Here is a 21024-nt window from a genome sequence, read left to right as displayed (position 1 = left end):
CCACCGCCGAATTGGGTGAGGCGAGGTGCCGGGGCTCGGAGCCGAGCCGGACGCCGCTACTGCACCGCGGAGGTCAGCCGGGCGAGATTGTCGAGCACCGTGGAGCGCAGCGGCTGCTTCATCCATTCCGCCAGGGTGAGTTCACGGCTGTCCTCCCGGTAGCCGTCTTCCACCGCCCGCAACTGCTGCACGAAGGAGCGTCCGCGCACCATCATCGATACCTCGAAGTTGAGGCTGAACGAGCGCATGTCCATGTTGCTCGACCCGATCACGGCCACCTCGTCGTCGATCGTGAAATGCTTGGCGTGCAGCACGTAGGGAGCCTTGTACAGGTAGATCTTCACGCCCGCCCGAAGCAGCTCCTCATAGTAGGAGCGCTGCGCGTGGTAGACGAGGGCCTGGTCGCCGACCTCGGAAACGAACAACTCCACCCGCAGCCCGCGCTGAGTGGCCGTCGTGATGGCGTACATGATCGACTCGTCTGGCACGAAGTATGGGCTCGTGATGATGATGCGCTCCTGTGCATAGTAGAGCAGAGCGAGGAACAGACGCAGGTTGTTCTCGCCCTCGAAGCCGGGTCCGCTGGGCACGACCTGGCAGTCCAGGGAGTGCGGCACAACCTCGGTTGACACCGGCTGGATGTCCCGGGTCAGAAGGTCGTTGGTCTCGCTGTACCAGTCGGTGATGAAAATCGCGTTGAGACCCGACACGATCGGTCCCTCGACCCGCGTCATCAGGTCTTTCCACTTCAGGCCGCGACGGATGTTCCCCGGCATGTTGTACGTGCGGTCGATGACGTTCTGCGACCCCATGTAACCGACCGTGCCGTCGATGATCAGCACCTTACGGTGGTTGCGCAGATCCGGCCGTTGCCACTTCCCCTTGAGCGGCTGCAGCGGCAGCAGGAGCTCCCACTTCACGCCGGAGTCGGTGAGCCGGCGCAGCGTCTCGCGGTAGCCGAGCTTGCGCATCGACTGGATATGATCCATCAACACGCGCACGGTCACGCCGCGCTTGACGGCGTTTTCGAGGGCGTCGAAGAATGGTGCCGTGGTCGGATCCAGGGAAAGAATGTAGAACTCGACGTGCACGAAATTAAGGGCCCGATCGATGTCCGTGACCATCTCGGCGAACGTGCCCTCATAGTCGCCGAGCAGGCGGGCCTCGTTGCCGCCGACCAGCGGCATCGCCCCCAGATTGCGGTTGAGTTCGACGACCGAGTCGAGCCAGAGCGGCCACGGATGATCGCGACGCACCTGATCGATTCCCTCGGTGCTGTCGAGGATGAACTGGTTGATCTCCTCCTGCATTTCCAGTCGCTTTTTCGGCAGGGTTCGGTAGCCGATGAGCAGGAAGAGTAAGGCGCCGATGAAGGGCAGGAAGAAGATCGTTAGCAGCCACGCCATGCCCGATGTCGGCCGACGGTTGCGAGGAACGACGACGATTGCCACCACGCGAATGGAGAAATCGACCACCAGGGCGATCACGAGGATGATGGTCGAGATGTCGATGCCGAACATTCGGTGCTACGTAACCGGTTTATCGAGCCCGAGCTTGGCGCGCTCTTCCGCCTCGATCCGGGCGTAGACCTTACGCTCCGTGCGGTCCGCCCGCACGATGGAACGCATCACGATCCAAAAGATCAGCCCGACGGCGACGGTGGGCAGGAGCGCCCAGAAAGCGCTGACCCAGAAGTTATCCATGATGTCTCCAACGATACGGGAAAACGGCGGGCAGGCGCGCGGCGTTTACGTGTTCAGCAGCCCTGCGATACCGGTTCCGATTGCGTAGATCCCGGTTCCCCCGACGCCGACCCAGATCGAGATTTCGAGCAGGGACGGACGACGACGGACGCGCGGGATCGGTTGGCCGGGCACAGGCTCGCCGGGCACAGGCTCGCGAGGCGGATTCGACCTCATCGGATGATCATTTCACCAGTGGGAACAGGATGGTCTCCCGGATTCCCAGCCCGGACAGCGCCATCAGCAAACGGTCGATGCCCATGCCCATGCCGCCGGTCGGCGGCATCCCGTGCTCGAGGGCCCGCAGGAATTCCTCGTCGAGGCGCATGGCCTCGGGGTCGCCGCCGGCGGCGAGGCGCGCCTGTTCGACGAAGCGCTCACGCTGCACGACCGGGTCGACGAGCTCGGAGTAGCCGGTGGCCAGCTCGAAGCCGCGCACGTACAGGTCCCACTTCTCGACCACCCCGGCCACACCGCGGTGGCCGCGCACGAGCGGGCTGGTGTCGATCGGGAAGTCCAGCACGAACGTGGGGCGGGTCAGGCCGCCCTTCACGAAGTGCTCCCACAGCTCCTCGACGTACTTGCCGTGGATGGGGTGGTCGATATCGAGCCCCTCCGTGTCGGCGAGCACCTTCAAGTCGGCGAGCGGGGTGGCCGGCGAGATCACGTAGCCCACGGCCGCGGACAGGCTGTCGTACATGCCGATGCGGTCCCAGTCGCCGCCCAGGTCGAATTCGGTGCCGTCGGCCCAGGTCACCACGTGCGAGCCGGCGATGGCGAACGCGGCATCCTGAATCAGTTTCTGGGTGAGGTCGGCGATCGAGTTGTAGTCGCCGTAAGCCTCGTAGGCCTCCAGCATCGCGAACTCCGGCGAGTGGGTGGAGTCGGCGCCCTCGTTGCGGAAGTTGCGGTTGATCTCGTAGACCCGGTCGATGCCGCCGACCACGGCGCGCTTGAGGAACAGCTCCGGCGCGATCCGCAGGAAGAGGTCGGTGTCGAACGCATTGCTGTGGGTCGTGAACGGGCGAGCGGATGCGCCACCGTGCATGACCTGCAGCATCGGCGTCTCAATCTCGATGAAGCCCAGCTCCGTGAAGGTGCGGCGCAGGCTAGCGACGGTCTGCGAGCGCTGGATCACGCTGCGGCGGGCCTGCTCGCGAATGATCAGGTCGAGGTACCGACTGCGCACGCGGGTCTCCTCGCTGAGCGCGGTGTGCAGGTTCGGCAGCGGCAGCAGCGCCTTGGCGGCGACCTGCCACTCCGACGCCATGACGGAGAGCTCGCCGCGGCGGGAGGAGATGACCTCGCCGGAGACGAAGAGGTGGTCGCCGAGGTCGACGAGGTCTTTCCAATCGGCGAGGGATTCCTCCCCCACCGCCCCCAGGGAGATCATGGCCTGGATGCGGCTGCCGTCCCCGGACTGCAGGCTCGCGAAACAGAGCTTGCCGGTATTGCGCAGGTGCACGACGCGGCCGGCGAGGCCGACGATGACGCCGGTGACGGCATCCGCTTCGAGGTCGCCGAACTGCGCACGCACGGCGGGGATCGTGTCGGTGACGGGCACGGACACCGGGTAGGCGCCGCCGGCGGGACTGGTCGCGGCGGCGTTCAACCGGTCACGCTTGGCCAGGCGCACGACCTTCTGCTCGTTGGTCTCGGCCTCCGCCGCTGCGGCGGCCACGATTTCAGCCTCGGTCGGTGCTGGGTTCTGCTCGCTCATGCGGTTCTCCGTGGCAGGTGGCGGCCGGGCGATGCCCGGCGCTCCCGCGCGTGCTCATTGATGTGACGACGTGTTGATGAAAGGTCGGGCTGGTGAGGGTCTGGCTGGTGACGGTCGTGCGGGTGGTGCGGCCTAGGGAAGGTCCAGGGCCACGTTGTCGATCAGCCGGGTGTGACCGACCAGCGCGGCGACCAGCATGCGGGCCGGGCCGTGATGCTCGCCCCCGACCGGAAGGAAGGTCCGCGGGTCGACGACAACGAGATAGTCCAGTTTAACCAGCGGCTGCACGTCGATCCGCGCGTGGGCGGCCTGCAGTGCGGCGCCGACCCCCTGGGCGGCGACGGATGCTGCGGCCTCGAGCCCCGCGGACAGCGCCCGGGCGGCGGCGCGCTGCGCCGGTTCGAGCGCGCGGTTGCGGCTGGAGAGGGCGAGGCCGCCGTCTTCGCGCACGATCGGGACGACCTCGATGCAGGTGCGGAAGTTGAGGTCGGCCAGCATCCGTTCGACCAGGAAGACCTGCTGCGCGTCTTTCTGGCCGAACACGGCCACGTCGGGGCCGACGATGTTGAACAGCTTCGCAACCACCGTCAGCATGCCGTCGAAATGCCCGGGGCGCGCAGCGCCCTCGAAGAGGCTGCCGACCGCGCCGGCGACAACCCGGGTGGAAGCGGCGCCGTCCGGGTACATCAGCTGGCTGGTTGGCGCGAATACGAACGGCACGCCCTCCGCGGCCAGAGCCGCGACATCGGCCTCGAGCATGCGCGGGTAGCTGCCGAGATCTTCCCCGACCCCGAATTGCAGCGGGTTGACGAAGATCGACACCACGACGATGTCGCCGAGGCTGCGGGCCCGGCGAACCAGGGTCAGGTGCCCGGCGTGCAGGGCCCCCATGGTCGGGACCAGCACGATGCGTGGTCGCCCGAGCCCGGCCTCGCCGCGCCCGGCGCGCGCGCTCTCGATGCGGCTCTGCGCGTCGGTCAGGCGGCTCCGCAGTTCCTCGATGCTGCCGATGACTGCTGGTTTGGTGAGCACGTTCACTCGTCCTCCGGTGTGTTGCGGTTGTGTCATTCGTCGAAACCGTCCTGGTCGCGGGTGTCGAGCGCGTCCAGCGCGTCGAGCTGGGAGAGGTCGAGACGGTCGGGGCTGGTTCGGGCCAGCGCGTTCTCCATGGCGGACCGCATCAGCGGCGCGATCACCGCTCCGGGGTGCTCGATGCCGATGCCGGCCAGCAGCCCGGTGGCCTGCTCCACGATCGAGGTGGAGAACGCCGTGGCGGTGTCAACGGCCTCGGCATAGGCAGCCCGGTCGGCCTCCGCGACGATCACGGGCTCGCCGCCCATCTCCACGACCAGCGCCTGCCCGATCGGCAGCACTGGCGTGGGCGCCGTCACCGCGAAGTAGCTGTCGGCGAGGCGGGCCAGGTCGATGCTGGTGCCGGTGAAGCTCATGGCCGGGTGGATGGCCAGCGGGATTGCGCCACCGGCCAGCGCCGGGGCCAGCACCGAGGTGCCATACCGGGCCGAGGTGTGCAACACAAGCTGGCCGGCCTGCCAGGTTCCGGTGGCCGCGAGCCCGCTGACGAGGCTCTCGAGCTGGGCGTCGGGCACGGCGATGATGACCAGTTCGCTGCGCTCGACGATCTCGGGAACGGTGAGGATGGGCGCGCCCGGAAGAATCGCCTCGGCCCGGTCGCGGCTGGACTGCGAGATGGCGGAGATCCCGACGATCGCGTGGCCCGCGCCGGCGAGGGCGGCGCCGAGGATGGGGCCGACCCGGCCGGCACCGATGATGCCGATTCCGAGGCGTCCGGGACGCGGCGTCATTCGATGACTCCGTTCGGTTGCTTCCAGGTGGGTTGGGCCGCGGTCGGCTGGTCCTGGATCGGCTGGTTCCAGTGGTGGCTGGTGTCGGACTGGGCCGACGAGATGGCCCCGGAGGCGATCCGGTCGAAGAAAACCAGGGCCTCTGCGGCGGCCACCACCCCGAGGTAGGCGGAGACCGGCCCGGCGACGGTGTGCAGCCGGGCGGAGGCGAGGCGCAGCATCCGAGTCACGGGGCCCTGCGAGATGGCGACGCTCTGCAACCGGGCCAGCGGCACCAGCACCAGCTCCCGCGAGATCACGCCGCGCCGGAGCAGAGCGATGCCGCCCACGACGGTGTAGCCGGTGCGGCGCCACGAGAACGGATGCAGCCAGGCCGCCCGGCGCGGCGCGTTCGTGAAGCCGTCGTCGCCGCCCTTCGAGCGGAGGCCCCGTTCGATCAGGGCCTGCTGCTCCGCCGAGTCGAACCCGGGCAGGATCAATTCGAGCACCCGGGCGACGTCGGCGAGCGTGCCCACCGGGAGGGTTGTGGTGTTGGCCTCGCCGGCGGCACCCTGGGTGCTGGAGTGGCCGGCCGTGTTGATGCGCACCTGCCACCAGCCGAACGGGCGCCAGAGCAACGGCTGCGAGACGCCGATCGCGTGGACCCGGCCCGGCGGCAGGGTCTCGTTGCTAGTAGTGAGCAGCCCGAAGCCGACCCGCACGCCGTCGGGGGTGCCGGCGATGCTGTAGCGCAGCGACTTGATGACCCTGGTGAAATAGAAGCTGACGCTGGCGATCAGGGTGGGGATGAAGGCTACGAGCAGCCAGTCGCTGCCGCCGGCGGTCACGCCGACGATCAGGGCGATTCCGGCGAGCACGACGAAAACCGTGAAGCCGCTGAACACGACGGATCCGATCAGCCGCCCGGGCGGAATCCGCACCACCGATTCCGGCGGGGCGGCGTCGGGGTCCAGCTCGGGCGCGAAGAGATCCCGGGCCCGGTCGGCGGCGGCGGTCGCGGGAGAGAGGGGTGACGCGGGAGCGAGACCGAGACGGGAGGTCTGGGCCAGCGCGGCATCCGGGGCGGGAACGACCTGCTGCCGCAGTCCGGACGCGAGGCGAAGGATGTCCCGTCGCAGCTGGTCGGCCAGGGTCGAACCCAGGTAGGCCAGTTGCACATTGGCGTCCTGACCGGCCACGCTGACTTCGAGCTTCGCGGCGCCGATCAGGCGAGGGATGAACGGGCGCACGATGTTGACACCCTGGATGCGGTCGAGGCGGGCCCGGCGGTTGCTGCGGAAGAGCATTCCGCTACGCACCTCGACGACCTCCCCGGTGACCCGGAAGGTGTGCATGCGCCAGGACAGGTAGAAGACCGCCAGGATCAGCACAAGCACGACCGCGACCGCGAGCAGCGCCCAGCCGACGACGCCGCGCTCGAGGATCGCGTCGATCGGGTCGCCGCCGTATCTCTGCACCCCGAAGAAGACGTCGATCAGCCGCTCGCGGAGGTTGGCGATGATGAAGCCGACCACGGCGACGATGAAGATGCCGCCGCGCAGCAGTGGGCTGGCCGGATGCAGCCGGTGCCATTCCCCGTCGGCGAGCGTGGTCACAGCCCGGCCCGGCGACTCTCGGCCAGCTCCACGAGCCGGTCGCGCAGGCTCTCCGCGTCGGCCTCGGCGAGCCCCGGGATGAGCACCCCCGACGAGGCCGCCGCGGTCACGAATTTGAGGTCGGCCAGACCCAGCCAGCGCGCGATCGGGCCGCGCGTGATATCGACCAGCTGCATCCGCCCGTAAGGGACGGACACGAACCGGGTGAACATGATGCCCCGGCGGAAGAGCAGGTCGTCGCGTCGCAGTTGATAGCCGATGGCCCGCACCCGGCGCGGTTCGAAGGCGACACTGGCCCCGGTGATCAACACGATCGCGCCGATCACGTAGAGCGCCCACTGCACGTCGAGGAGCAGCCACACCGCCGCGGCCATGGCCGTGGGCACCAGTCCGAAGACGATCGTGCCGACCGTCTCCACCACCACATAACGCGGGGAGACGCGCTTCCACTCCTCCACGTCGGGGAGGTCCAGTCCTACAGCCGCGTCAGGCACGCACTTCTCCCTGCTCTTGATCGTCGTCATCGGGGGGAAGCGTGCAGAAGTGCTCGGCCACGAGCCCCAGGGTCAGAAGGATCCCGGCGCCTACCGCCGTCCCGATTGCAGGCCATAACGATGTTACCGCCGGCACGACCGAGCGGGTCAGGATGTAGAGCACGATTCCCAGTCCGCCGCCGAGCAGCAGCGCCCCGCTCAGCGCCGACGCCTTCGCCAGCAGCGCCACCCGGATGGCCAGGAACGGGTTGACGTGTTTCCGCACCGTGCCGCGAATGGCCTGACGGATCGGCCAGGCCAGCGCCAGGACGCCGATCCCGATCGCGATCAACGCGATCGGCAGGGTGGCCGGGGGCAGGAACATCGCCGAGCCGCCGGCCGCGGCGGCCAGCTCGAGCAGGAACACGACGACCAGGCCCGCCAGACCCAGGGCGATCAGCGCCGACGGCTGCGTACGTTTCACCGGTTGCCGCCCGCGGACGGCAGTGCGGGGTACCGCTGCACGGTGGTGTTGATCGCGCCGAGCAGCGCGCGCACCGGGCCGCGGCCCGGCAGCACTGCGGCCGGGTCGAGGTCCAACCACGGGGCCAGCACGAAGTCGCGCTCGGCGGCCCGCTGGTGCGGGATGGTCAGGCGCTCGTCGTGCAGCGAGGCCGTTCCGAAGACGATGATATCGATGTCGAGGGTGCGGTCGCCCCAGCGTTCGACCCGCACCCGACCGTGGTCGTTCTCGATGGCGTTCACCGCGTCGAGCAGGGTGTGCGGGTGCCCGGTGTAACGGATGCCGACCACCAGGTTCAGATAGCGCGGTGCCTCGTCGTCGACGCCGCCGACCTTCACCGCGGCGGACTCGTAGACCGGGGAGACGCCGGTCAGCTCGAGCCCGGGCACCTGCTCCAGCGCGTCGATCGCCGCGGTGAGGGTGGCCATGCGGTCGCCGAGATTGCTGCCCAGGGCGAGCAGCGCCGGGGTCGCGTCGGTCATGCGCGCGTCCGCACGATCTGCACCGCGACATCCGTGAACGGTACGGAGATCGGTGCCTGTGGTTTGTGCACCGTCACCTGCACCGTGTCGGCGGCGTCGTGCGCCAGCACCGCAACGGCGATGCGCTCGGCGACGGTTTCGATCAGGTCGACCGGGTTGTGCCGGGCAGCATCCGTCACTTCCACGGCGAGCTCGCCGTAGTGGATGGTCTGCGTCACATCGTCGCTCGCGGCGGCACGCCGCAGGTCGAGCCAAACCGTTACGTCGATGACGAAGTCCTGTCCGTTTTCCCGCTCGAAGTCGTAGACGCCGTGGTGCGCGTTGACCCGCAGGCCGGTGAGCGTGATGGAGTCGCTTCTCATGGTCCCATTCTGGCGGAATCCGCCAGTGCCAGCACATTCAGCGCCGTTCGCGTCGCCGCGACGTCGTGCACGCGCACCGCCCAGGCGCCGGCCTGCGCGGCCAGCACGCTGACCACGGCGGTCGGCAGATCGCGTTCCAGCACGCCCGCGTCGGCCGGGAGCACCCCGGCGAGGAACCGCTTGCGAGAGGCACCGACCATGACCGGGAACCCCAGGTCGGCGAAGGCGTCCAGGTGGGCCAGCAAACGCCAGTTGTGATCGGGCAGCTTCGAGAAGCCGAGCCCCGGGTCGAGCACGATCTTCTCCGGCGGCAGGCCAGCCGCGGTGAGCATGTCGACCCGCGAAACCAGCTCGGCCCGCACCTCGGCGACGACGTCGCCATAGACAGCGAGGTCGTCCATCTTCGGGGCGTGCGCCCGCCAGTGCATGGCGACGTAGGTCAGCCCGCTGCGTGCGGCGATGGATGCCATCTGCGGGTCCGCCAGGCCGCCGGAGACGTCGTTGATGATCTGCGCCCCGGCGGCGGCCGCGGCGGCCGCGGTGCTCGAATTGAGGGTGTCGACACTGATCGAAAGCCCCTGCCGGGCGAGTTCGCTGATCACCGGGATCACCCGGGACTGCTCCTCGGCGGGCGCGACCCGGCCGGCGCCGGGGCGCGTGGACTCGCCGCCCACGTCGATCAGGTCGGCTCCCTGGGACTGCAGGTCGAGGGCGTGGATGATCGCGGCATCCGTCGATGCCCACCGGCCGCCGTCGCTGAAGGAATCCGGTGTGACGTTGAGCACCCCCATGATCAGGGTGCGCGGCCGGGTCACCGGCCGGAGCCGATCAGGGCCATGATCTCGGCGCGCTTCACGGGTTCGGCGAGGGACCCGCGGCTGGCCATCGTGACGGTCGAGCTGGCGGTCTGGCGCGAACCGCGGGCGGTCACGCAGCCGTGCACGGCGTCGAGCACGACCAGTACGCCGAGCGGTGCGAGCCCGATTTGGAGCGCCTCGGCGATCTCCTCGGTGAGGCGTTCCTGCATCTGGGGCCGGGCGGCGATCGTGTCGACGACAGCCGGCAGCTTGCCCAGACCCACGACCCGTTCGTTCGGCACGTAGGCAAGGTGGGCGATGCCGAGGAAGGGCAGCAGGTGATGTTCGCAGACGGAGCGGAAGGCGATGTCGCGCAGGAGCACCAGTTCACCCGTGTGCGGGCCCACCGGGATCGTGTCACGCAGGTGGTCGACCGGGTCCACCGCCAGCCCGGCGAAGAGCTCACCGTAGGATTCGGCCACCCGGCGAGGGGTCGCCCTGAGGCCCGGACGGGCGGGATCTTCACCGATTGCGGCGAGGATCTCGGCGACCGCGGCTTCGATCCGAACCCTGTCCACTGCCACCCGGGGGCCTACGCGGTGGCAGGACGAGGGGTACGGGCCGGCGCGCGGGCCGGAGTGCGCGCGGCGGTCTCGCCAGCGGTACTGCCATCGGCGACTCCGCTCTCGATGAGGGCCTTGGGGGTCGGCATCGCGATGGGCGGCAGGTCGGAGACCGGACGCTTGTCACTGGACAGCCACTGCGGCCGCGGGGGCAGCTTGACGACGCCCGTGAAGAGCCCGGCCAGCGCGTGCTGGTCGAGCGTCTCGTGCTCGAGCAGCTCGGCGGCCAGTTCATCGAGGATGGCCCGGTTCGTGATCAGCACCTGGTAAGCCTCGTCGTGCGCGTCTTCAAGCAGCTGGCGCACTTCGGCGTCGACGCTTTCGGCGACCCGCTCGGAGTAGTCCCGCTGGTGGCCCATGTCGCGGCCGAGGAAAACCTCACCGGAACCCTGCCCGAGCTTGAGCGGGCCGACAGCCGAGCTCATGCCGAACTCGGTGACCATCTTGCGCGCGGTCGAGGTGGCCTTCTCGATGTCGTTCGAGGCGCCGGTGGTCGGGTCGTGGAAGATGATCTCCTCGGCCACCCGACCGCCCATTGCGTAGGCGAGCTGGTCGAGTAGTTCGTTGCGGGTGACGGAGTAGCGGTCTTCGACCGGCATAACCATCGTGTAGCCGAGGGCGCGGCCGCGGGGCAGGATCGTGATCTTGGTGACCGGGTCGGTGTTGCGCATCGCAGTCGCCACGAGCGCGTGGCCGCCCTCGTGGTACGCGGTGATCAGCTTCTCTTTGTCACGCATGACACGGCTGCGGCGCTGCGGACCGGCCATCACGCGGTCGACTGCCTCGTCGAGGGCGCGGTTGTCGATCAGCTGCGCGTTGGAACGCGCGGTGAGCAGCGCGGCCTCGTTGAGAACGTTGGCCAAATCGGCGCCGGTGAAGCCGGGCGTCTTGCGCGCCAGCACCTCGAGGTCGACGCCGGGAGCCATCGGCTTGCCCTTGGAGTGCACCTCCAGGATGCGCTTGCGACCGAGCATGTCGGGCGCGTCCACGCCGATCTGACGGTCGAAGCGACCGGGGCGTAGCAGCGCCGGGTCGAGGATGTCGGGCCGGTTGGTGGCCGCGATGAGAATGACGTTCGCCTTGACGTCGAAGCCGTCCATCTCGACCAGCAGCTGGTTGAGGGTCTGCTCGCGCTCGTCGTGCCCGCCGCCCATCCCGGCGCCGCGGTGACGGCCAACGGCGTCGATCTCATCGATGAAGATGATGGCCGGGGCGTTTTCCTTGGCCTGCTGGAACAGGTCGCGCACGCGGCTCGCGCCGACGCCGACGAACATTTCCACGAAGTCGGAGCCCGAGATCGCGTAGAACGGCACGTTGGCCTCGCCGGCCACGGCCCGGGCGAGGAGGGTCTTACCGGTTCCGGGAGGGCCGTAGAGCAGAACGCCCTTGGGGATGCGCGCCCCGACGGCCTGGAACTTCGCCGGCTCCTTGAGGAAATCTTTGATCTCCTCGAGCTCCTCGATGGCCTCGTCGGCGCCCGCGACATCCGCGAACGTCACCTGGGGGCTCTCCTTGGATACCAGCTTGGCCTTCGACTTGCCGAACTGCATCACCTTGTTGCCGCCACCCTGCATGCCGGCGAGCATGAACCAGAAGAAAGCGCCGATCAGGAGCAGGGGCAGCATGATGCCGAGCAGCGACAGGATCCAGCTGGACTTCGGCACCTCGTCGGTGAAGCCGTCGGCCGGATTGGCAGTGGTGACGGCCGTGATGACCTCTTCGCCACGCGGGGCGACGTAGTAGAACTGGACCTCGCTACCGAGGTCTTTATCCGCCTTGGTCAGGGTGAGGTCGACGCGCTGCTCGCCGTCGACGATCGTGGCCTCGGAGACCTTCCCGTCTTTCAGGAACTCCAGTCCCTGTTGGGTCGGAATCTCTTTGAATCCCGACATGGTAATGAGACTCGACCCTACCCACACAGCAACAATCGCCAGGAGAATGTAGAGGAGCGGCCCGCGCAGTAGCTTCTTGACGTTCATCGTGGTGACAGGCTACCGTGACCGCGCTGGACGAAGACCGTGTGTTCGCCCAAAGCGCTACCAGGCTCAGCTGTAGATGTGCGGGGCGAGAACGCCCACCGAGCGCAGGTTGCGGTAGCGTTCGTCGAAGTCGAGACCGTAGCCCACGACAAACTGGTTCGGAATGTCGAAACCGAGGTATTTCACGTCGATGTCGACGCGAGCGGCATCCGGCTTGCGCAGCAGGGCGCAGATTTCAACGGATTCCGGGCCGCGAGACTTCAGGTTGGACAGCAGCCACGAGAGCGTCAGACCGGAGTCGATGATGTCCTCGACGATGAGCACGTTGCGGCCGAGCAGGTCGGTGTCGAGATCCTTCAGGATGCGCACGACGCCGCTGGACTGCGTGCCGGACCCGTAGGAGCTGACCGCCATCCAGTCCATCGTGATCGGGTGCACGAGTTCGCGCGCCAGATCGGCCATGACCATGACCGCTCCTTTGAGCACGCCGACCAGCAACAGGTCCCTGCCGGCATAGTCCGTCTCAATCAGGCGGCACAGCTCTGCGAGCCGGGTGCGGATCTGCTCCTCCTCGATCAGAATCTCGGTGAGGTCGCCTTCAATGTCGCGGGGTTCCATGGGAGCGGGAGGGTCCTTTACTCGGGGCGTGTCCAGGCGCGGTCAATATCAGCCAGCCGTCCTGCCGTATAACCCTAACGCCTGGCAGGTCAAGCGGCTTCTGCCCGTGCCAGTCGGTGACCAGGCGCAGCACGGCCAGCGTGTGCACGCGTTCCAGGGACACCCCGAACTCCCGTTCGACCGAGAATCGGATGATCCGCTGGCGCACCGCGGGCGGATTCGTCTCGAGCCGGCTCGCGTCCAGCCGGATTCCGGCGCCGTCGGCAGAGTCGCTGAGCGGTTCACTCAGCTGCTCGCTGAGACCACGGGCCAGGTCGTCGAGCGCGCTCGAGTCCTCGCGCAGCTGCCCGGCCGTGCGCACGAGTGCTTCGGCCACGCCGGGCCCCAGCTCCCGCTCGAGTACGGGGAGCACGGTCTGGCGTACCCGCACCCGCTGGAAGCGGGGGTCGTCGTTGTGCGGGTCCTGCCAGGGGTGCAGGCCGGCATCCACGCAGAATTGCCGGGTCCGGGCGCGACGGATGCCCAGCAGCGGCCGCAGAATTGGCCCGCCGACCGGCTTCATTCCCTGCAGGCTTGTGGGGCCCGATCCCCGGGCAAGGCCGAGTAGCACGGTCTCGGCCTGATCGTCGAGTGTGTGCCCGAGGAGGATGTGGCTCGCGCCGGTCTCCCGCCGCGCCTGGTCGAAGGCCGCGTACCGAGCGGTGCGGGCGGAGGCCTCCGGACCGCCGGCATCCGTGCCGTGGTCGACCGTGACCCGAAGAACGAGAACCGGGTCGAGGCCGAGTTCCCGCGCCTGCCCGGCCGCGGCCGCCGCGACGCCGGCCGAGCCGGCCTGCAGGGCGTGGTCGACGATGACCGCCCCGGCGCGCAGGCCCGCGCGCGGCGCCTCGAAAGCGGTGGCTGCGGCCAGGGCGAGCGAGTCGGCTCCCCCGCTGAGGCCGACCAGCACCAGGCCGCCGCCGCGGGCCGGGCCGGCCTCGGTGAGCAGGGTGCGTACATGGCGGCGCACATCGGCGATCGCCGGGGTGAGCCTCGGGCGGCGTGGGGACTCCATCCAGTAACGTTATCGACAGACTGTGAACAAGGGAGAGACCAGGCCATGGCCGCATACGACGCAGTAATCGAAATCCCTCGCGGGAGCCGCAACAAGTACGAAGTCGATCATGAGACCGGGCGGGTGTACCTGGACCGGGTTCTCTACACGAGCTTCGTGTACCCGACCGACTACGGCTTCTTCGAGAACACCCTGGGACTCGACGGCGACCCGGTCGACGTCCTGGTCCTGATCGAGTTTCCCCTTTTCCCAGGGGTCGGCCTGTCGGTTCGCCCGGTCGGCGTGTTCAATATGACGGATGACGGCGGCTCAGACGCAAAGGTCATCGCGGTTCCCGCGGGCGACCCGCGCTGGGACTATATCCAGGACGTCACCGACATCCCGGAGTACACCCGCAAGGAGATCGAGCACTTCTTCGAGCACTACAAGGACCTCGAACCCGGCAAATGGGTCAAGACCGAGGGCTGGGGCGACGCCGCGGAGGCCGACCAGATCGTGCGCGACGGCCTCACGAAACTGGCGGAAGAGGGCCACTAGGACGCGTCTCCTGCAGTCCGGTGAGGATTGTCGGCAGAATCGATTCGTGACTCGTACTGCTGTGAGGGCGGGCGTGAGTGAGGTCAGGCTGCCGGGGCTCGTCCCGGGCCTGGATCACGCGCAGACCAGGAATGATCCCGCCGATGTCCAGCCATACCGGGCCCGCGTACCCGCCGGGAAGCAGTTGCCCGGCGGGACATGAACCACCTTGGGCCTGAAGATCGCCGAAGGCAGCGTCAGCTCCTCGCCAGTGGCCGGAAGACGACACATCATTCGCGCCAGCGAAGCCATCACGTTCGCGTCGGCTATCGGCTTCCTGAACCAAGGCGTGATCCTGCACGGCACACAGAAGAACCACACGGTCATCCACAAAAACATCACCCAATTCGAGATCCTCGGCGACACCGCTGAAGCACTTCTGAAACAGCACCAATCCGTTGCGATACTTCCGGACTACCGCGCCCACAAGACACCATCCCGCGCCGCAGCCATCCGAGCACTGTGCGAGAAAATGGCCCAGCGTCTCTCAACCGAGTGTCCGGCCTCCCGGGCGCCCGGGTTTGGCCACGTCAACGTCGAACACGGCCTGCCCTGCTCCTTCTGCGGATCGGCAACCCAGGCCATCACAGCCGATATCCACGGTTGCGGCCGGTGCACTCACCAGATCCGACCACCACGAAATCACGCACTGGCAGCCCCAGAATGGTGCGACTACTGCAACCAGTGAAGTGGCGACCCCACACGTGCTGCCGCCTCGTTCGTCCCCGCGCTCCCCGAGCGGCGACGCCGGGTTGCCACACCCGCAAGCTGTGGCGCGGACTTGCCACTCGCCACGACAAACCCGCCCTCACTTACCGGGGCGGGGCTGTCCTGAGCGCCATCGTGGTGTGGTGACACGAATTCGCAGACACGCCCCGGATGCCCGCGCACCCGACAACCCGGTGATCCGTTTCGCCGGTCAGCCGGGTCGTCCCACGTAGGGAGCCACGTCGCCCGCAGACCAGATGCCGTGGATGCGCACGGGCGAGGACGGGTTCGGAGCCTCGAGGATTTTGCCGCCGCCCACGTAGATAGCCACATGGTAGTAGTCGCCACCCCCGCCCCAGAATACGAGGTCGCCGCGCTGAGCTTGATTGAAGGGCACGAGGCGACCCTCGTTGGCCATGGTGCGGTACTGGTTGGTGGCCGAGTGCGAGCCAATGTAGATGCCCGCCGCCGCGTAGGCGGCCTTGGTCAGCCCCGAGCAGTCCCAGACGTTCGGCCCGGAGCCGCCGAGCACGTAGCGGTCGCCGAGCTGCTGGGTGGCGAATGACAGCGCCGTGTCGACCGCTCCGGCGCTCGGGGCCCGGGCCGCGGTGGTCGGAGCCGCCGGGGCCGGAGTCGCAGGAGCCGCAGGAGCTGCCGGGGCCGGAGCCGCAGGAGCTGCCGCGGCAGCGGGCTGGGCCGCCTGGGCCGGGGTGACCGGCCGTGAAGCGGGCTGCTGTGCTGCGGGCTGGGGCGCGGGCTGGGCCGCCGGCTGCCGGGGCGTGCTCTTGCCGCCCGCGGCCTTCTGGGCGTCGGCTGCGGTCTTTTGGGCGGCCGCCGCCTGCGCCCGGGCGAGGGCCGCCGTCGCCGCCTCGGCATCTTGACCGGCTTGGTAGGCGCGTTCGGCCTCGGCCGTGGTGTCCTTCAACAGGGCCAGCTGCGCGAACAGCTCAGTGGAGCGCCGCTGCTCGGTCTCGTAGGCCGTCTCGGCGGCCTGCGCGGCCACATTCGCCGCCTCGTACCTGGCCAGCGATTCCGCGCTGAGCCGGGTGCGTTCCTCGGCAGCGGATGCCGCCTGCTTCCCGAGCGACTCGGAGGTGTTCTTATCCTGCAGTGCTTCGCGGTAGATCGTGTCCGACTGCTCACTCAGCTTGCTCGCGGTGCCGAGCCGTCCAAGCAACTCATCGGAGTTGTCGCCGTTGAGAAACAGGCTCAGCGACAGATCCTGGGCGCCGGTCTTCGCCAGGTGGGCTGCGATCAGGCCAGCCCGCAGCTTCGAGGTCGCGGCACGGGCCTCCGCCGTCTGGGCCTGCCTCGCCAGGCTCGCTTCACGGGCCGTGGCCGCTTCGAGGTCGTCCAGCGCGACCCGGTAGGCCTCCGCCACGATCAGCGAGGCTTTGGTGGCCGCCGCCGCCGAGATCTGCAGGCCCTGGAGCAGCTCGGTAATCGATTCGATCTCGGCCTGCTTGGTGGCCTCGCTGAGCTTGGCCTTCGCCACGTCGTCCCAACTGGGGTAGCCGGGCACGGCGAACGCCGCCGGCGCCGCGACGCCCACGGATGCCGAGACAGCTCCGAGGGCGACCGCCGCGAACAGACGGGAGGGCTTCTTGCGCCACCCCCGTCGGTCGGTGTCCCTAGCCAAGGGAAGCGCCCCGGTCCGACATGAACGGAACCGGGTTGATCTGGCTGCCGTTGGTGCGCACCTCGAAGTGGAGGTGGCAGCCGCTGGCCGCACCGGTCTCCCCAACGCTGGCGATGTTCTCCCCCGCGGAGACGCTCTCGCCGTTGGAGACGAAGATGCCGCCCGAGCGGATGTGGGCATACCCGGTGGAGATGCCGTTGGCGTGCTGGATCAAAACGAAGTTGCCGTAGGTTCCGTAGAGACCGGCGTAGACGACGGTGCCGCTGCTGGCCGCGTAGATTCCCGAGCCGCAGCCGGCGCCGAGGTCCGTGCCGCTGTGGAAGCCCTTGCTGCAGCCCTCGTTGCCGCAGATCTGCGCACGCGGGCCGTAGCCGTCCGTGATGCGCCCGCCGGATGGAACCGCCCAGCCACCGCCGCCGACTGAGCCGCCGGAGCTGCCGGAGCTGCTGGACGAGCCTCCCCCGTTGCTCGGCCTCGCGGCCGCTGCAGCTGCGGCCGCTGCGGCCGCCCGCGCGCTGGCCGCAGCGCGCTCGACGCGCACCCGTTCCGCTTCGATGGCGGCCAGTCGCGCCCGCTCGGCCACTCCGGCCTCGTAGCCGGCCGACGTAGTGGCCTGCGCATCCTGCATGAACGCCAGCTGGGCGTCGAGTTCGACTCTCTTCGCCTCCGACTCGGCTAGGGCACTGGCGGCCGCCTGCGCGGCGGCCTGCGCAGCGACGAGCGCTTCCTCGGCCGCGATGCGGAGCTTCTCGCGCTCGGCTTGGGCGACCTTGGCCTGGTCACCCAGAGACTCGGCCACGTTGGTGGCGGTCTGCGCCTGCTCGTAGACGCTGCTGCTGCGTTCGACGAGCTTACTCATGCTGCCCAGCTTGGACAGGAGCGCATCGGCGTCTTCGCCGCGCCCCTCGCCGTCGAGAAAGAGGTTCACGCTCAGGTCGGTGCCGCCGGTGCGGTAGAGCTGGGCGGCAAGTTGGCCGGCCTGGCGAGTCGCGGTCGCCGCCACCGCGGAGCTCGCGGCGGACTGCGCCTCGAGGTCGGCGGCGCGCCGGCTGGCCTCGTCGAACTTCTCTTGCGCCGCCTGCAGTTCCGCTCCGCGTGCCTCGGATTCGGCTTGGGTCTGCTCCACCTGGGTCTGCAGGTCGGCGATCAGACCCTGGATCTGGCTGACCTGCGCCGAGGCGGCGGCCGTGTTGGACTTGGCGTTCTGCACGTCCTGCCACGTTGGATAGTCGATGGCCTGGGCCGGGCCGGCCGGACCGATGAGGGAAACAAAGAGGGAGAGCGCAGCGACGAAACCGGTCGCCAGGCTGACACGGTGGCGGCGACTGCGCCTGCTGCCCGCGGATCCGTCACCCCCCTTTTCCGCTCGTGCTTCCCGGCTGAAGAGAACTGCCGTGCGCTTCATTACTCCCCGATCGGGCTCGTTACACACATCTGCTACTGCTTGAGACCGGCTCAGAGTAACAACAACAGGGTAAAAACACCCCCCTTGAATCTAGCGGCCCGTCAAGCGAAACCTGGGAAATTCACGGGCTCAATGCCTGCGACACCCCCGGAAGGAACACTTTTTGCTCTCGATTTGAGATTCCCGGGCGGTAGACCGTATGCTTATGCGTCGGAAGCCATGAGGTTTATGGCGTCTCGGCCCCATCGTTTAGCGGCCTAGGACGGCGCCCTTTCACGGCGTTAACACGGGTTCGAATCCCGTTGGGGCTACGCATCCTGCAGGTCTGGGATGTGCAAGAATAAGCAAGTACGAAAACAGCTAGACAAAGTTCGACTCTCGTTAGTTCTTCTTACGAGGCCCTGTAGCGCAGTTGGTTAGCGCGCCGCCCTGTCACGGCGGAGGTCGCCGGTTCAAGTCCGGTCAGGGTCGCACAGGCAACAAGCCCTTTCGACAGAGAGGGTTTTTTTCCTTGAAGCGGCTTCTCGAAGCCACTTCTGGCCCTGTAGCTCAGTTGGTAGAGCGTTCGACTGAAAATCGAAAGGTCACCGGATCGACGCCGGTCGGGGCCACTGAAATCCTCGTAAGGCTCTACTTACGGGGATTTCTCCTTTTCTGCGTGAGTTTTCAGTCGGCCACCCCGCATAAACCCCGCACATTCAGATCAGGCCTTCAAGTCGCTGGCCCATCACTTCGGCAGCCCGCTTTGACCCCTTAATTGTGTTCATGTAGACGTCTTGAGTCATGGACGGGTTCTCGTGGCCGAGGTAGTCGGCAATTTCAGTGGCTGACAACCCCGCTTTGTCGAGGATCGTCGCTACGGTCTTGCGAAACGAATGCGTGGAAAGTGCCGGATAACCAAGCACATCGCGCCGGTCGCGAATCTCGCGCTGAGTGTTCGACGGGTCGCGTAGGCGCATCAACGGCGTCGGAAATAGCAGCGTCGTGAACTCCCGCAGTACTTCGTGACGGCGGCGGAGCAGCTCCATCGTCTGCGCCGGCAGGGGCGTGGTGCGTGCTGACTTCTCGGTCTTGGGGAAGTTCTGCCGCACAACCCCCTGGCCCTTCACCCGAACGTTGATTGCCTCAACGGTGGCCGTGCCGGCTTGAAAATCCACTGAGGCCACATCGAGGGCGCAGGCCTCCGCAACACGCCAGCCTGACGAAAGCATGAACTCGATCAACCCGACAGTGTCCCACCTCATCAAGTCTGCATCGGCTCGGACATGGGCGAAGAACGCGGGCAGTTCGTCAAGAGGGATGGCTGCACTGCCACGCCTCTTTCCCTTGCTTCGGGAGATTCGCTCCAACTCACGTACGGGGTTCTTATCTATGGCGCCGTTGACTACGGCTAAGGCCATCATCCCGCTCAGTGTCGAGCGGCAGTTCTTCGCGGCGCCGGCCCCGCTCTCCTTCTCAATGCGGTTGAGGAATGGCTGCAGACGCTCCGGCTTGGCCTCGGCGACGGTGAGGTCGCCGATCTTCGGGATTATGTGGGCGGAGACCGCATAGCCATAAGTTTCCAACGTGCCCTCGGATCGTCCCACATCACGTTTGGCGTCCAGGAACATCTGCGCGAGGACGCGCAAGGAAGTGGTCGGCTTCAACTCGCCGCCCCGATCCGCCTCAATGGTCGTGATCGCCTGTTTCAGCGCAGAGGTCGCCTTTGCCCTACTTGCACCGTACTTTTCAACTTGACGGGCCCTACCATCGGTGAATCGGTAGCGGGTGCGTGCGCGCCATTTCCCGGGCTGGACTTCGCTCGTGTTAATGGTGCCGTACGTTCCAATTCCCATCCTCGGCCTGGCCATCAGCGCCCCTCCTGCATGGACTCTCGGATCTCGTCAACGAGCACGCGAGTTACACGGCCGCGGGCCTGCGGCGTGCTGTCCGTGCCGGCGCGCCGGGACGACTCTTCTTCGAGCGAACGCGCCCAGAGGTCGAGAGCTAGCTGCCGGAGTTGGGCGATGCTTATGCCGAGTTTCTTGGCTGCACGCTCCTCGGCCAGGCTGCCTGCATCGCCCTTGGCGGGGTTCCGGGTCGCCGGCTCGGGGGGCATCTGGGACTGGTCGAGGAGCTGAGCGACTTGGTCGGCCACATCGGCACGCGTCGCCTCTCGGCTGCGCATCTCGCGCATCTTGAGCAGGACCTCGGCCTCGAGCTCCTCGTCAACCTCGTGGTCATCCTCGGCATAGACGCGCTCGACAGAGCTCCTCGTCACCTCAGCACCCTTCAACACTCCATCGACCCACGAGCGCTTCACAGGGTGCTGGCCGCCGGACACCAGAGTGAGGAGCTCCGCGTCTCCCAGCAAGGCTGAGAGCGTGAGCGGCTGTTCCACGAGGTCCCCCAGGGCAAGAGCCAGCAGCAGCAGAGTGGGCAGCGTCAATGACGCCTGTCCGCGCTCGATGTTACTGACGCTGCTGGCACTCCAACTGGCTCCGTAAGAACGGGCGGCGCGAGCGATCTGATCAAGCGTGAGACCGTGCTCCCGACGAACTTGCGAGACGAACGCCCCTACGGCCGCAGATATCGTTTCGGTTTCACTCATGCTTACAGGATACAGAACTTGTATAAGAAAAGGAAAGCCGCTAGCATCAAATTACACGTTATAGAACCTGTAGAAAGGAACGTCGTAATGACAGTACAGCACCCCCGAGCGCGTCCAATCGCACTCCTCACCGCGCAGGACCTGGCGGATCAGACCGGCATGTCGATGTCCACCATTTACCGCAAGCGCTCGACCGGAGAGTCTCTGCCTCGAGCCGTGAAGCTCGGAGGGCACGCGGTTCGGTGGCGTCAATCCGACGTCGACGCTTGGATCGAGGAGCAGCTCGAGCCTCAGGCGCGGTGATCCGACAGGACG

At 67.5% G+C, this 21024-nt stretch carries 22 protein-coding genes and 3 tRNA genes; 6 read left to right on the top strand and 19 right to left on the bottom strand.

Annotation, left to right across the window (positions count from 1 at the left end):
• Positions 1-56: 56 nt before the first annotated feature.
• From cls to tilS, 15 genes are all read right to left on the bottom strand, one after another.
• Complete coding sequence (gene cls, locus E3N86_RS12515) at positions 57-1520, bottom strand: cardiolipin synthase (RefSeq protein ID WP_104102434.1); 1464 nt, start codon at positions 1518-1520, stop codon at positions 57-59.
• A 6-nt stretch (positions 1521-1526) separates the two neighbouring features.
• Positions 1527-1703: a hypothetical protein gene (locus E3N86_RS16900; RefSeq protein ID WP_166784554.1), complete on the bottom strand. Its 177-nt coding sequence runs from the start codon at positions 1701-1703 to the stop codon at positions 1527-1529.
• Between the two features lie 223 nt (positions 1704-1926).
• Positions 1927-3462: a lysine--tRNA ligase gene (lysS, locus tag E3N86_RS12510; protein ID WP_104102437.1), complete on the bottom strand. Its 1536-nt coding sequence runs from the start codon at positions 3460-3462 to the stop codon at positions 1927-1929.
• A 132-nt stretch (positions 3463-3594) separates the two neighbouring features.
• Positions 3595-4530: a pantoate--beta-alanine ligase gene (panC, locus tag E3N86_RS12505; RefSeq protein ID WP_134512089.1), complete on the bottom strand. Its 936-nt coding sequence runs from the start codon at positions 4528-4530 to the stop codon at positions 3595-3597.
• Positions 4527-5285: a Rossmann-like and DUF2520 domain-containing protein gene (locus E3N86_RS12500; RefSeq protein ID WP_134512088.1), complete on the bottom strand. Its 759-nt coding sequence runs from the start codon at positions 5283-5285 to the stop codon at positions 4527-4529. Before E3N86_RS12500 ends, panC begins: the two co-directional genes overlap by 4 nt.
• Complete coding sequence (locus E3N86_RS12495; protein ID WP_134512087.1) at positions 5282-6880, bottom strand: PH domain-containing protein; 1599 nt, start codon at positions 6878-6880, stop codon at positions 5282-5284. Before E3N86_RS12495 ends, E3N86_RS12500 begins: the two co-directional genes overlap by 4 nt.
• Positions 6877-7374 (bottom strand): PH domain-containing protein, encoded by a 498-nt coding sequence (locus E3N86_RS12490; RefSeq protein WP_241986076.1) that lies wholly within the window; start codon positions 7372-7374, stop codon positions 6877-6879. The genes E3N86_RS12495 and E3N86_RS12490 overlap by 4 nt, the downstream gene beginning before the upstream one ends.
• Complete coding sequence (locus tag E3N86_RS12485) at positions 7367-7837, bottom strand: DUF3180 domain-containing protein (protein WP_104102450.1); 471 nt, start codon at positions 7835-7837, stop codon at positions 7367-7369. The genes E3N86_RS12490 and E3N86_RS12485 overlap by 8 nt, the downstream gene beginning before the upstream one ends.
• A complete protein-coding gene (gene folK / locus E3N86_RS12480) occupies positions 7834-8358 on the bottom strand; it encodes a 2-amino-4-hydroxy-6-hydroxymethyldihydropteridine diphosphokinase (RefSeq protein ID WP_104102453.1) in 525 nt (174 codons plus the stop codon). The genes E3N86_RS12485 and folK overlap by 4 nt, the downstream gene beginning before the upstream one ends.
• Positions 8355-8720 carry a dihydroneopterin aldolase gene (gene folB, locus E3N86_RS12475; protein ID WP_104102455.1) on the bottom strand — a complete coding sequence of 122 codons (366 nt, stop codon included), beginning with the start codon at positions 8718-8720 and terminating at the stop codon, positions 8355-8357. Before folB ends, folK begins: the two co-directional genes overlap by 4 nt.
• The gene (folP, locus tag E3N86_RS12470) at positions 8717-9535 is read right to left on the bottom strand and encodes a dihydropteroate synthase (protein ID WP_369827988.1); all 819 of its coding nucleotides are present in this window, start codon (positions 9533-9535) and stop codon (positions 8717-8719) included. The genes folB and folP overlap by 4 nt, the downstream gene beginning before the upstream one ends.
• Positions 9532-10101 carry a GTP cyclohydrolase I FolE gene (gene folE / locus E3N86_RS12465; protein ID WP_134343455.1) on the bottom strand — a complete coding sequence of 190 codons (570 nt, stop codon included), beginning with the start codon at positions 10099-10101 and terminating at the stop codon, positions 9532-9534. The genes folP and folE overlap by 4 nt, the downstream gene beginning before the upstream one ends.
• Before the next feature lie 8 nt (positions 10102-10109).
• Positions 10110-12119 (bottom strand): ATP-dependent zinc metalloprotease FtsH, encoded by a 2010-nt coding sequence (gene ftsH, locus E3N86_RS12460; RefSeq protein WP_134343456.1) that lies wholly within the window; start codon positions 12117-12119, stop codon positions 10110-10112.
• Between the two features lie 66 nt (positions 12120-12185).
• Positions 12186-12737, bottom strand: coding sequence for a hypoxanthine phosphoribosyltransferase (hpt, locus tag E3N86_RS12455; protein WP_134372732.1), 552 nt, complete (start codon positions 12735-12737; stop codon positions 12186-12188).
• Positions 12718-13791: a tRNA lysidine(34) synthetase TilS gene (gene tilS, locus E3N86_RS12450; RefSeq protein WP_134372735.1), complete on the bottom strand. Its 1074-nt coding sequence runs from the start codon at positions 13789-13791 to the stop codon at positions 12718-12720. The genes hpt and tilS overlap by 20 nt, the downstream gene beginning before the upstream one ends.
• A gap of 45 nt (positions 13792-13836) precedes the next feature.
• On the opposite strand from tilS, the gene E3N86_RS12445 reads away from it, so the two are divergent.
• Positions 13837-14328 (top strand): inorganic diphosphatase, encoded by a 492-nt coding sequence (locus E3N86_RS12445; RefSeq protein ID WP_104102469.1) that lies wholly within the window; start codon positions 13837-13839, stop codon positions 14326-14328.
• A 208-nt stretch (positions 14329-14536) separates the two neighbouring features.
• The gene (locus E3N86_RS12440; protein ID WP_134512085.1) at positions 14537-15055 is read left to right on the top strand and encodes a DUF6671 family protein; all 519 of its coding nucleotides are present in this window, start codon (positions 14537-14539) and stop codon (positions 15053-15055) included.
• 231 nt (positions 15056-15286) lie between these two features.
• Here the strand turns inward: E3N86_RS12440 and E3N86_RS17730 are convergent, their stop codons facing one another.
• Positions 15287-16714 (bottom strand): NlpC/P60 family protein, encoded by a 1428-nt coding sequence (locus E3N86_RS17730; protein WP_134372741.1) that lies wholly within the window; start codon positions 16712-16714, stop codon positions 15287-15289.
• Complete coding sequence (locus E3N86_RS12425; RefSeq protein ID WP_134372744.1) at positions 16707-18119, bottom strand: M23 family metallopeptidase; 1413 nt, start codon at positions 18117-18119, stop codon at positions 16707-16709. Before E3N86_RS12425 ends, E3N86_RS17730 begins: the two co-directional genes overlap by 8 nt.
• A 238-nt stretch (positions 18120-18357) precedes the next feature.
• Between E3N86_RS12425 and E3N86_RS12420 the strand changes: the two genes are divergently transcribed.
• The 3 genes from E3N86_RS12420 to E3N86_RS12410 all read left to right on the top strand — a co-directional run bounded on the left by E3N86_RS12420 (position 18358) and on the right by E3N86_RS12410 (position 18730).
• A tRNA-Glu gene (locus E3N86_RS12420) sits at positions 18358-18430 on the top strand.
• Positions 18431-18516: 86 nt separating this feature from the next.
• Positions 18517-18590 (top strand) — tRNA-Asp (locus E3N86_RS12415).
• Positions 18591-18657: 67 nt separating this feature from the next.
• Positions 18658-18730 (top strand) — tRNA-Phe (locus E3N86_RS12410).
• A gap of 87 nt (positions 18731-18817) precedes the next feature.
• Here E3N86_RS12410 and xerC read toward each other — a convergent pair.
• A complete protein-coding gene (gene xerC, locus E3N86_RS12405) occupies positions 18818-19954 on the bottom strand; it encodes a tyrosine recombinase XerC (RefSeq protein WP_166785089.1) in 1137 nt (378 codons plus the stop codon).
• 14 nt (positions 19955-19968) lie between these two features.
• Positions 19969-20709 (bottom strand): helix-turn-helix domain-containing protein, encoded by a 741-nt coding sequence (locus tag E3N86_RS12400; protein ID WP_134512083.1) that lies wholly within the window; start codon positions 20707-20709, stop codon positions 19969-19971.
• A gap of 87 nt (positions 20710-20796) precedes the next feature.
• Here E3N86_RS12400 and E3N86_RS12395 point away from each other — a divergent pair, with 87 nt between their 5' ends.
• Positions 20797-21012, top strand: a complete 216-nt coding sequence (locus tag E3N86_RS12395) for an AlpA family transcriptional regulator (RefSeq protein ID WP_134512082.1) — start codon at positions 20797-20799, stop codon at positions 21010-21012.
• The last annotated feature ends 12 nt before the right edge of the window (positions 21013-21024 follow it).

It is taken from the genome of Cryobacterium sp. Hz7 (assembly GCF_004402815.1).
Taxonomy (GTDB): Bacteria; Actinomycetota; Actinomycetes; order Actinomycetales; family Microbacteriaceae; genus Cryobacterium; species Cryobacterium sandaracinum.
The sequence above is the reverse complement of the archived record's forward strand: the minus strand, read 5'-3'. Positions and strand labels throughout refer to the sequence as shown.

Excerpts from the sequence above, each read along its gene's own strand:
- cls (WP_104102434.1), bottom strand. The coding sequence starts at position 1,520 with ATGTTCGGCATCGACATCTCGACCATCATCCTCGTGATCGCCCTGGTG.
- E3N86_RS16900 (WP_166784554.1), bottom strand. The coding sequence starts at position 1,703 with ATGGATAACTTCTGGGTCAGCGCTTTCTGGGCGCTCCTGCCCACCGTC.
- lysS (WP_104102437.1), bottom strand. The coding sequence starts at position 3,462 with ATGAGCGAGCAGAACCCAGCACCGACCGAGGCTGAAATCGTGGCCGCC.
- panC (WP_134512089.1), bottom strand. The coding sequence starts at position 4,530 with ATGACACAACCGCAACACACCGGAGGACGAGTGAACGTGCTCACCAAA.
- E3N86_RS12500 (WP_134512088.1), bottom strand. The coding sequence starts at position 5,285 with ATGACGCCGCGTCCCGGACGCCTCGGAATCGGCATCATCGGTGCCGGC.
- folK (WP_104102453.1), bottom strand. The coding sequence starts at position 8,358 with ATGACCGACGCGACCCCGGCGCTGCTCGCCCTGGGCAGCAATCTCGGC.
- folB (WP_104102455.1), bottom strand. The coding sequence starts at position 8,720 with ATGAGAAGCGACTCCATCACGCTCACCGGCCTGCGGGTCAACGCGCAC.
- ftsH (WP_134343456.1), bottom strand. The coding sequence starts at position 12,119 with ATGAACGTCAAGAAGCTACTGCGCGGGCCGCTCCTCTACATTCTCCTG.
- hpt (WP_134372732.1), bottom strand. The coding sequence starts at position 12,737 with ATGGAACCCCGCGACATTGAAGGCGACCTCACCGAGATTCTGATCGAG.
- tilS (WP_134372735.1), bottom strand. The coding sequence starts at position 13,791 with ATGGAGTCCCCACGCCGCCCGAGGCTCACCCCGGCGATCGCCGATGTG.
- E3N86_RS12445 (WP_104102469.1), top strand. The coding sequence starts at position 13,837 with ATGGCCGCATACGACGCAGTAATCGAAATCCCTCGCGGGAGCCGCAAC.
- E3N86_RS12425 (WP_134372744.1), bottom strand. The coding sequence starts at position 18,119 with ATGAAGCGCACGGCAGTTCTCTTCAGCCGGGAAGCACGAGCGGAAAAG.
- xerC (WP_166785089.1), bottom strand. The coding sequence starts at position 19,954 with ATGGGAATTGGAACGTACGGCACCATTAACACGAGCGAAGTCCAGCCC.
- E3N86_RS12400 (WP_134512083.1), bottom strand. The coding sequence starts at position 20,709 with ATGAGTGAAACCGAAACGATATCTGCGGCCGTAGGGGCGTTCGTCTCG.
- E3N86_RS12395 (WP_134512082.1), top strand. The coding sequence starts at position 20,797 with ATGACAGTACAGCACCCCCGAGCGCGTCCAATCGCACTCCTCACCGCG.